Source organism: Pseudonocardia pini, from assembly GCF_013870575.1.
GTDB classification, from domain to species: Bacteria; Actinomycetota; Actinomycetes; order Mycobacteriales; family Pseudonocardiaceae; genus Pseudonocardia; species Pseudonocardia pini.
Genome location: NZ_JACBXB010000930.1, coordinates 1 through 1,908, shown reverse-complemented (window position 1 = coordinate 1,908; position 1,908 = coordinate 1). Strand labels below are relative to the sequence as shown.

The 1,908-nt window shown below is 73.1% G+C and carries 3 protein-coding genes; 1 reads left to right on the top strand and 2 read right to left on the bottom strand.

The features are described 5' to 3' along the window. The coding region (locus H5J29_RS30960; protein WP_312858491.1) for an Lrp/AsnC family transcriptional regulator at positions 1-231 on the bottom strand (231 nt) is incomplete at its 3' end. 31 nt (positions 232-262) lie between these two features. On the opposite strand from H5J29_RS30960, the gene H5J29_RS30955 reads away from it, so the two are divergent. Then, positions 263-520 carry an EamA family transporter gene (locus H5J29_RS30955; protein WP_181784483.1) on the top strand — a complete coding sequence of 86 codons (258 nt, stop codon included), beginning with the start codon at positions 263-265 and terminating at the stop codon, positions 518-520. A 152-nt stretch (positions 521-672) separates the two neighbouring features. On the opposite strand, the gene H5J29_RS30950 is transcribed toward H5J29_RS30955, so the two are convergent. After that, positions 673-1,908 (bottom strand): CaiB/BaiF CoA transferase family protein (locus H5J29_RS30950; protein ID WP_181784482.1); only part of this gene is annotated, 1,236 nt, incomplete at its 5' end.

The following is a 1,908-nucleotide window of genomic DNA, read 5'->3' as shown; positions in this document are numbered from 1 at the left end:
CCGGCCGACGGAGGGCAGGTCGACGTCGGCGTGGTAGCCGGAGATCACGCCGCGGGCGAGGAGCCCGCGCACGCGCTCCAGTGAGGTCGAGGGGGCGACGCCGGTCTGGGTGGCCAGTTGTCGGTTGGTCAGCCGTGCATCGTTCTGCAGGAGTCTTAGCAGGGACAGGTCGAGCGAATCTAGTTTCAGATCGGCGCGATTCACTGACGAGAAGTTCGACTGTTCGGACACATCGCCATATTAGTGGCTAGCGTTCGGGAACGTGAACGTACGAGACACGTCGTCGACCGTCCGTGGTGTGGTTGCGGTGCTGGGTGCCGCGGTGCTCTGGGGGACGGTGGGCCCGGCGCAGGTCCTTGCGGGTTCCGACGCCGACCCGTTGGCGTTCGGCGCCGCGCGGCTGCTCCTCGGCGGTGTCGTCCTGCTGCTGGTGGTGGCCGTGCTCGAGCCGCGGGATCTCGGCCGGTGGCGCGTGGTGGTCAGGCGCCCCGTGCTGCCGCAGCTCGCTGCCGCACGGTGACGACGACGCCACCGTCCTCGCGGACGGCGGCGTCGCCCTCACGACCTCTTCATGGACCCCGAGGCGGCCGGCGCGGACTTCGGCGTCACAGTCCGGACGGCGTCGCCGTCCAGCCCTGGGTGGGGCCGCGCCGACCGGGGAGGCGCCGGGCCTCAGGGGGCCTTCCCCACGACCTCCTTCTCGCGCAGCTCGGCGATCGCGGCCTCGTCGTACCCGAGCTCGGCGAGGATGGTGTCGCTGTGCTGGCCCGCGAGGCAGCCGCCCCGCGCCAGCGTCTGCGAACGGGAGAAGCGGACCGGCGGGGCGACCCGCAGGTGCTCGTCGAAGACGGGATGGGTGCAGGACGCGCAGTACTCGGCGGAGAGCTCCTCGTCGGTCTGGAGCACCGTGGCGGGGTCGCTGTCCGCGACGGCCACGCAGCCGATGTCCTGCGCGGTCAGGAGCTTCTCCCAGTCCTGTGCCGTGCGGGAGGCGAAGATCTGGGAGAGGCGGTCGACCAGTGCCCCGTCGTTCGCCTGTCGGGCCGCCGCGTCGGCGAACCGGGGATCCGAACCGAGGGCCGGGTCGATCGCGTCGACCAGTGCGGCCCACTCGGCGTCCTCGGGTGCGGCGAGGAAGACCCAGCCCTCGGCGGCGGGGTAGAGGCGGTAGAGGGCCTGGTAGCCGTACCCCTCGGCGTCGACGGTCAGGCTCGACGGACGCCCCACCCAGTCCACGGCCTGGTCGACGAGCGCGTGCGACGCGGTGCCCAACATGGTGGTGGTCAGCGGGCCGAGCGGCCGGTTGCGCGCCCGGCCGAGCAGGCCGAGCAACATGGCCGAGGCCACCCCGAGCGCGGACACCCCGTCGGCCTGGACCACGGCCGCGGTGCCCCCGACGAAGGTCCGGATCGCGTTGCGCTTGATCTCCTCGATGTCCCCGGTCCCGTCCCCGACGTCGGGCACGTCGGTGAGGCTGAGGCCGGTCGCGGCGGCGATGGTGGGGGCGTACGCGGCCCGGCCGCCGTAGGGGCCGCCGGTGCCGTAGCCGGGGGCGTTGACGTAGACCAGGTCCGGGTTGATCGCGCGCAGTGCGACCTCGTCGATCCCCGCCCGCTCGGCCGCCCCGGCGCGGAAGGCCTGCAGCACGACGTCCGCCCGCGCGACGAGCTGGTGGACGATGCGCCGCCCCTCCTCGGTGCCGATGTCGAGGGTGATGCTCTCCTTGCCCTGCGTCACCCGTGCGCCACCGGCCTCGGGGAAGGCGACGAGGCGGCGGACGTCGTCTCCCGCGAGGGCCTCGACCTTGATCACTCGCGCACCGAGGTCGGCGAGCAGCGTGGACCCGAAGGGCCCGGCGAACATCAGCCCGAACTCCAGGACGGTCAGCCCCTCGAGGGGCCGGTCCGC